General features: G+C 56.5%; 5 protein-coding genes and 2 pseudogenes. 4 read left to right on the plus strand and 3 right to left on the minus strand.

Going from position 1 to position 8,283, the window contains the following annotated elements; all coding sequences use genetic code 11:
- Window positions 1–387: pseudogene (locus O3A94_16790) on the minus strand (transposase).
- Window positions 388–429: 42 nt separating this feature from the next.
- Between O3A94_16790 and O3A94_16795 the strand changes: the two are divergent.
- The gene (locus O3A94_16795) at window positions 430–1,035 is read left to right on the plus strand and encodes a glutathione S-transferase family protein (protein ID MDA1357909.1); all 606 of its coding nucleotides are present in this window, start codon (window positions 430–432) and stop codon (window positions 1,033–1,035) included.
- Between the two features lie 79 nt (window positions 1,036–1,114).
- The gene (locus O3A94_16800; protein MDA1357910.1) at window positions 1,115–4,432 is read left to right on the plus strand and encodes an AAA family ATPase; all 3,318 of its coding nucleotides are present in this window, start codon (window positions 1,115–1,117) and stop codon (window positions 4,430–4,432) included.
- A gap of 204 nt (window positions 4,433–4,636) precedes the next feature.
- Here O3A94_16800 and O3A94_16805 read toward each other — a convergent pair.
- Window positions 4,637–4,708, minus strand: a pseudogene (locus O3A94_16805) (IS6 family transposase).
- Window positions 4,709–5,320: 612 nt separating this feature from the next.
- Here O3A94_16805 and O3A94_16810 point away from each other — a divergent pair.
- The gene (locus O3A94_16810) at window positions 5,321–5,932 is read left to right on the plus strand and encodes a 2OG-Fe(II) oxygenase (protein MDA1357911.1); all 612 of its coding nucleotides are present in this window, start codon (window positions 5,321–5,323) and stop codon (window positions 5,930–5,932) included.
- Between the two features lie 87 nt (window positions 5,933–6,019).
- Here the strand turns inward: O3A94_16810 and O3A94_16815 are convergent, their stop codons facing one another.
- A complete protein-coding gene (locus O3A94_16815; protein MDA1357912.1) occupies window positions 6,020–6,397 on the minus strand; it encodes a CIA30 family protein in 378 nt (125 codons plus the stop codon).
- A gap of 291 nt (window positions 6,398–6,688) precedes the next feature.
- On the opposite strand from O3A94_16815, the gene O3A94_16820 reads away from it, so the two are divergent.
- Window positions 6,689–8,146, plus strand: coding sequence for a deoxyribodipyrimidine photo-lyase (locus O3A94_16820; GenBank protein MDA1357913.1), 1,458 nt, complete (start codon window positions 6,689–6,691; stop codon window positions 8,144–8,146).
- Window positions 8,147–8,283 lie beyond the last annotated feature (137 nt).

Here is an 8,283-nt window from a genome sequence, read left to right on the forward strand (position 1 = left end):
TGCGGCGTTGCGTTGAGCGATGTTGGCCAAGGACGCGACAGATACGACGCTCAGACACCTTCAGTTCGCTATGCAATCGATCAATGCAGACCCGACGACGCGCGGGGCTTAGAAGTTTCCCCTGGCAGCCTCGCTCAGGATCAACTTGTCCAGCGTCAAGTCTGAAACGGCTCTTCTCAGCCGCTCATTCTCCTTTTGAAGGCGTTTGAGTTCCCTCAGCTGATCTGTCCCCATGCCACCGTATTGTTTCCGCCATCGGTAAAACGTTTGCTCTGTGATCTGAACTTCACGGATCGCATCGATCCGGGACATCCCTTGACCAACAAGCACCTCAACCTGGCGAAGCTTCGTAACAATCTCTTCCGGCTTGTGTCTCTTGATTCCCATGTCTTGATCCTCCTCTACTAACTATAAGGTTGGACCAACTCATTGGGGGAGGATCAGGTTGTCGCCGGGTTCGATCTTCTGGGCATACAATACGAGCCCGTTATGGTCGATTACTTCAGCCAGGGTCAAAAGCAACCGGAATATCTTGCGATCAACCCGAACGCTGAATTGCCGGCGCTTGTTGACGGCGACTTCACGCTCTGGGAGTCGAATGCAATCCTGCAATATGCCGCCGACAAATTCGGACCGGTTTCAGCCTATCCCCAGGAGCCGAAGATTAGGGCTGATATCAATCGCTGGCATCTGTGGGAGGCCGGCAAGTGGTCTCCCGCTTGTTACGTCTACTTGGTGGAAAATGTCGTCAAACCTCTGACCGGCTCGGCAGCGGATGTCGCCATACTCCAAGCGCACGCACCCACGTTCCATCGTTTGGCGGAGATTCTTCAGAATAGCCTGGTTGGTAAGACATGGCTCTGCGGAGTGGACGTTAGCTTGGCCGATATTGCCATCGCGGCCCCCATGCACTTGCATCCTCACCAGAAAATGCCTCTCGAATCCTACCCGGATTTGCAGAGCTGGATGGCGCGCATCGAGGCCCTGCCCTGCTGGCAGCGCTCCGACCCGTCGGCCCTGCTGGGGCTGGATTAGCCACCGCTGAAAGTTTGCTGACTTCAACCGGGGTGTGTGGCCCCGGCGCGCGGTGTAAACTCGCCGCGGGGGAGAATACATGGCCGATATTCGACAATGGCTGGAAAGCCTGGGCCTCGGCCAATATGCCGAGGCATTCGAAGAGAATGAGATAACCCGCGATCAAGCGCCGGATCTCACGCACGAGATTTTGAAGGAGCTTGGCGTTACCGTCATCGGCCATCGCATGAAGCTTCTCAAGGCGGCAAAGGCGCTCCTCGATGGCGATGGCGATCCGGCCACGCCGGCCGTCCCCGAAGCCGAGCGGCGGCAATTGACGGTATTGTTTTGCGACCTGGTCGGCTCCACGGCGCTCTCCGAGAAGCTCGACCCGGAAGAGTTGCGCGAGGTGATGGCGGAATATCAGAAGGCCGCAGACGCTGCCGTCGAGCGCTATGGCGGCCATGTCGCGCAATATCTCGGCGACGGAATCGTGGTATATTTCGGCTGGCCGCGCGCGCATGAGCGCGACGCCGAGCGCGCCATCCTCGCCGCGCTCGAAACGGTCGAAGCTGTGAAGCGGTTGGACACCCTGGTTGAACTCGCCGTCCGCGTCGGCATCGCCACCGGCGTCGTCGTGGTCGGCGAGGCGGTTGAAGCCGATGCGAGCGTTCCCAAGACGGCGGTTGGCGAAACCTTCAATCTCGCGGCCCGCTTGCAGGGCCTGGCGTCGCCCAATGCCATCGTTATCACCGCGCTGACAAAAGAACTCGTGGGCGCGGCGTTTCAATATGAGGACCTTGCCCACCACGCACTCAAGGGCTTCGCCGAACCGGTGCAGGCATGGGGCGTCTTGAGAGAAAATATCGAAGATGGCGAATTCGAAGCCGCAACCGCCCGGCGTGCGCCTTGGCTTATCGGACGCGACGAGGAAACAGGCTTGCTGCGGCGGGCCTGGCAGCAGAGCCGGGAGGAGCCGGGCCAGGCGGTGTTGATCAATGGCGAAGCCGGTATTGGCAAATCCGCGCTGATCGCCACCCTGCTCGCGCAGGTGAGCGAAGCCGGCCTGCCGGCAAAGGTGTTTCGCTGTTCGCCCTACCACTCCAACAGCGCACTCTACCCGATCATCGAGCAGTTCAAACGGGCAATGCTGTGGGCGCCTGACGACACACCCGAGGCCCGTCTCGGCAAGCTCGAACGGCTGGTGAGCGGCTCGACCATACCGGCCGCAAAAATCATGCCCTTGTTCGCATCCCTCATGTCGCTGCCACTACCCGAAGCACGCTATCCGCCCATGGATCTTGCGCCACAGCAACTGAAACAGCAGACCCTGGACACGCTCGTTGCCTGGTCGCTTGAAGAGGCGGAGCGGCAAGCCACGGTGCTGTTATGGGAAGACCTCCATTGGGCGGACCCTTCGACCCTGGAATTCTTGGCTCTCCTGCTTGAGCAGGTTCCGACCGCGCCGCTGCTTTTGGTGATGACGTTCCGACCGAATTTCACGGTCATGTGGCCGGCGCGCTCACACATGACCCCGATTACATTGAACCGTCTCGAGCGCCCTCAGGCCGAGGCTTTGGTGAAACACCTCACCAGCGGCAAACCGTTACCGGAAGCGGTTGTCGAGCACATCGTCCGCAAGACCGACGGCGTGCCGCTCTATGTCGAAGAATTGACCAAGGCGATGTTCACCTCGGGAGTCCTGCGCGAGCAGGATGGTTGCTATGAACTGACCGGCCCGTTGTCGACGATTGCGATTCCCGCGACGTTGCAAGAATCACTGATGGCTCGGCTCGATCAATATCCGACGCTGCGCGAAGTGGCGCAGTTGGGTTCTGTTCTAGGACGCGAATTCGCTTTCGAATTGCTGTTGGCGCTTGGCCTGATAGAAGAAAACGCCCTAAAAGACGGATTAGGCCGGTTGGTGGAAGCGGAATTGCTCTATCAGCGCGGACGTCCGCCGCACGCGAAATATATCTTCAAGCATGCCCTCATTCAGGATGCCGCCTATCAGTCTCTGTTGAAGCGCACCCGCCAGCAATATCACCACCAAGTGGCTCAGTTGCTGGAGGAACGCTTTCCCGAGCAGGTGGAAACCGAGCCCGAGGTCCTGGCGTTTCATTATACCGGAGCCGGGCGCGCGACGGTGGCGATCGGCTATTGGCTGCGCGCGGGAAAACGTGCCGTAGAACAGTCGGCCAACGCGGAAGCGATTGCCCATCTTAACCAAGGGCTGAAATTGCTTGAGGATCTGGCCGAGGGTGAGGACCGGGCGCGGCTCGAGTTGACTCTGCGAATCGAACTGGTCGCCTGCATGCGCATTTTGGATCGTTATGACGCGGCGCTGGCAATGTTGGACCGGGCGCAGAGTGTCGCTACCGACCTCGGCCGCATTGAAGACCTCGCATTGATTCACAATTATCGCGGCAATATCTGCTTTCCGCTGGGCAAGTACGAGGATTGTCTGGAGCAACATCAATTGGCCGCCGGCTATGCCAGGGAGGCCGAAACTATCGAGCAGGAAGCCCGTGCGCTGAGCGGGCTGGCCGATGCGTTTTATTCGCAAGGGCGGATGATCACGGCACGCGACCATTACCGTCAATGCGTCGATTTCTGCAGCCACCATGGTCTGCACCGCATCGAGCGCGACAATCGCTACATGGCGGCATGGTCGGCGCATTTTTCGGACGACCTTGCCGGCGTCGCCGAAGACGCGATTGCGGCGATCGATACGACGCTGGCTTCCGGTCATCAGCGCGCCGAGATTGTCGCGCGGGCATCCGTCGCCCTGGTGTTGTCGGATATCGGAGACAATGCCGGTGCGCGCCGCGAGATAGAGGCCGGATTGGCTGTGGTGGAGAAACTCGGGGCGTTCCGCTTCAAGCCGCTTTACGCCATTGCCGAAAACCGCATTGGCCTGGCGGAGGGCAAACCCGCGCCGCAATTGGTGGCGGCGATGGAGGAAACCTTTCAAACGGCGCAGGCCACCGGAGTCACGTTTCTTGGACCGTGGGTGTTGAGTTCGTTGGCACTAGTCAGCGACAACCCGGAGCGCCGCCGACGGGCGCTGGCGGACGGTGAAGAACTGCTACGGTCCGGTTGCGTCGGGCACAACTATCTTAAGTTCTATCCGGATGCCATCGAAATTTCGCTCGCCGCCGCGGAATGGAATGAGGCCGAGCGGTATTGTGCTGCGCTGGCTGATTTCACCCGCCCAGAACCCCTACCACCCGCCGAATTTTATGTTGCCTACGGCCGCACGCTCGCCGCCTTTGGCCGGGGCGCGCGCGATGATGCCACCCTGAACAAAATCAAGCACCTTCGGGATGAAGCGGCACGGGCCGGTCCGACAAGGTCGATCCCGCAGCTAGACCAGGCCCTGACAGAGGCAAACTTCAGTGCCGATTCTCCCACCTAAAAAACACATCGGGTACCGCACCGACAATTTACTTGTGCCCGCTCACGATACTCATACCGGGGGTTTCGACACGGTTATCTCAAGAAGCCAAAGGGGCTACCGGGAGGGTGTTGTCAGATTAACTGAACTTGATCTGAGTAATCAGAGCGGCGAAGATTCTCACGCGGCGAGTTGACGCCACTCAGCCAGCGCGGCTGATCGGTTCTATTTGAATATTTCGCGGCGGTTCAGGTGACGGTCGAGATTGAAATGATTGTGAATCGAGGCATGAGCTGCGGATGATCTCGGGGGACGTCTTGAAGTATCGGAACGGACTTCTCATCCGAGAACGCTACGAAACCGCCATCTCTGACTCAAGTGAGTTTCTCCTGACACTGCCCTCCCATGTCGTCTGCCCGAAGCTCTCTCGACCCTCACTGATTAGCTCTTTTCAGTGTAGGTGAATTAACGGTATTTGGTCTATCGGGATGAGTGTGCGGGGGGATTCGGTGTGGGTGCCGGCTAACAGGTTTGTACCATTTGTACCAAGTCAGAAATCCTTTCTGGTACAGGGAAGCCCGCAGCTTAGAAATTTACCCATTTGGCAGTGCTCGCCAATTCCGGATTAAAACGCCTTTTTCAAGAGTTCCTCAACAGCCTCAGCCAGAAACGGACATTCAGCGGCATTTCCTATTTTCGCTACTATGGTCGAAATATGGATACGTGAATGAAGGACATAAAGCAGCGCGCTGGGAAGACAAGATACTTATCACATGCGATCATGCTGTTAGAATCTCTCGCGGCTCGGGCTCAGCGCGCGGACCGCGACAAAGTCAAACGGCGAAACGACTAGTTTTACAACGACAAGTTTGACTAATTGTGAGCAAGCAAAATTGAGGAGAGCGCCGAATGATCGTACTGCCGAGCATGCCGCTTCGAAACCCCAATGTGGGCCTTGTCTATCACGGCCAGCATTTCAACGAGGAAGAATGCGATCGTATTGTCGCCTCGGCCATCGACAGCGAATGGCGTGAGGGCGGCGTTGGTGGCAGAGGCGAGAACCAAACGTCACCAAGCGTCGTCAACGAAACGCGCTCCTGCCTTGAACAACGCCTGCCGGTTAATCAGCAAACCGGCGCGCCGCTCAACAAAATTTCGCAAGAGATCAGCACCGTGAATTCGAGCGGTTGGCGATTTGAGCTAAGCGGCTTCGTCGCCGACGACATGCCCTATCTCATGCGCTATCCAGAATCCATGAAAAGCCATAATGATTGGCATGTGGATATGGGCCGCTCCTACGCCGCCTCACGCAAATTAGGCTTTACCATCCAATTGTCGAATTCGAGCGATTATGACGGTGGAAATCTTGAATTTCACAATGTGAAGATCGACCCGAAATCGCTTCGCAAGAAGGGCACGCTGGCGATCTTCCCGACCTATTGGTTGCATCAGGTTAGCCTCGTAACCAAGGGGACGCGCGACGCGATTGTGGGTTGGGTACATGGGCCGAGCTTTCGGTAGGCGAGCTATTCGGGCGGACGGGCAACGATCTTCAATGGGGACGAAAAGGCTTTGTCAGACTAAAATTCTAGTCATTTTTATGATCGTCTAATGGTTGTATAATACCACCAGTTTCTGCGCTTTTGATCGGCCGCCGAGGTTCGCGATTTCAACCTGATTGGCGTTAGTCTGACAAAGCCGAACCGAGTATTTCTCACCATTCCCGCGCACGATCATGCTCACACCGCTATATCCCGACGCATCAAGGGTCTCGCCTCGGTATGTCAGGTCAAGTGCCGCTTGAATGAAGCCGCCGTTATTGTCCAGACGAACATCGCCAGTCATGCGTAAACAAGGCCGGCTATCTATTACGCCATGAGATATAGTGGTCTCGGAGATCCCACCCATGACTTGGTCGCTGACACCACGCCATTGGGTACCCAGCTTGGAAACGAGGCCTTCATCGGTAAAGTCGTCGATTAACATGGCTCCACTCTGCACCAAGAGCTCGAAATTGCGCAAGGAGATCGCGCCGAACAGCCCCGTGCCCAAAAGCACCTTAAAACATCGTCTTCTTGCCGGGTCTGGTCGTGACCTGGCTCGCACCAACCTCGGTTTAATCGAAAGCCAGATCCTTTTATCGTCGTCGCATCGGAAGTTACACCATCCGCATGCGAGGCATAAATCTGCGTGCCAGAAGACATCCTACAATATGAAGTGATGTTCGACAGCCGAGGCGCAGCACGTTAAGCAGGCGCCTGTCCCTATACTGAGCGCATGGTGCAAAAAAACATGACAACAATCCTTTGGTTCCGCCGCGACCTCAGGCTGAGCGATAACCCGGCTCTCGCCGCCGTCGTCGCGCTCGGGCGTCCAATTATTCTTGTTTACATATCGGATGATTCCGACGCCGGCGAATGGTTGCCGGGTAGCGCCTCACGCTGGTGGCTTCACGGTTCTTTGTCTGCGCTCGCCTCCAAGATTAATACCTGCGGAAACCGGCTCATTTTAAAGACCGGTTCTGCGGAAACTATTATCAATGAACTGTTGTCCGCGACTGACGCTACTAGCGTTTATTGGAACAGGCGATATGAGCCCTGGGCAACGAAGCGGGATGAGCTAATCAAAACGGCTTTGAAAGCCAAAGGCATAGAAGCTCGAAGTTTCAACGCTGGCCTGCTACGAGAGCCGTGGGAGGTTACCACGCAAAAAGGGGAGCCATACAAGGTCTTTACCCCTTTCTGGAAGGCCTTGCGCGCGCTCGGCGAACTCGGTCACCCCAAGCCGGCGCCCACCCGAATTCCTGCGCCACTCAAATTTCCCCCGAGTGATGAACTGAAATCATGGGGGCTATTGCCCACAGCACCTGACTGGGCACGCGGCTTGCGGGATGCATGGACACCGGGTGAAGAAGCCGCACATTCGCGTTTGAATGACTTCTCCGATGGGGCCGTTTTCGACTACAAGAACAAGCGAAACTTGCCTGGGGTTTCCGGCACGTCACGTCTCTCGCCACACTTGCATTTTGGAGAGATCAGTCCGGGCCAGATATGGAACGCGGTCTCTAGCAGTGCATTAGCGCACACTGGAAGTCCTATGCCCCAGGGTGTTGAGACCTATCTCTCAGAGATTGCCTGGCGCGAGTTTTCTTATCACCTCCTATTTAATTTTCCTAAATTGCCCTCAAGACCGCTTCGCGGGGAGTTTGCTGATTTCCAGTGGGAGAATGACCCTGACAGTCTGTCCGCTTGGAAACGTGGATCGACTGGTTATCCGATCGTCGATGCTGGCATGCGCGAATTGTGGACGACTGGCTGGATGCATAATCGGGTCCGCATGATTGTGGCATCCTTTCTGATCAAGGATCTACTGATCGATTGGCGAATTGGCGAAAAGTGGTTTTGGGATACGCTTGTCGATGCGGATCTCGCGAGCAATGCAGCGAGTTGGCAATGGGTTGCTGGATGCGGCGCAGACGCAGCTCCATATTTCCGTGTTTTTAACCCTACCATTCAGGGATCAAAATTCGATCCCGTTGGTTCTTATGTCCGGAAGTGGGTACCGGAACTCGCCAAACTTCCAGACCATCTAATCCATGCACCTTGGACTGCAAAGCCAATTGAATTGGCAGATGCTGGGATCAAGCTTGGCCATGATTATCCGGTGCCAATCGTTGATCACGCGATGGCCAGAAACCGGGCGCTGGACAGATACAAGCGAATTAAGGCGCAGTAATTCGAGTAAAAACCAGGTTGATCCTCCACCAATGAGTTGGTCCAACCCTATAATTAGTAGAGGAGGATCATTGGCAGGTGAGAACGTTCAACAAGGTGAATGATCTCAAGCTTTTCAGATGCGGGGTATCTCATTCG

This window comes from Pseudomonadota bacterium (assembly GCA_027624955.1).
GTDB lineage: Bacteria > Pseudomonadota > Alphaproteobacteria > UBA828 > UBA828 > PTKB01.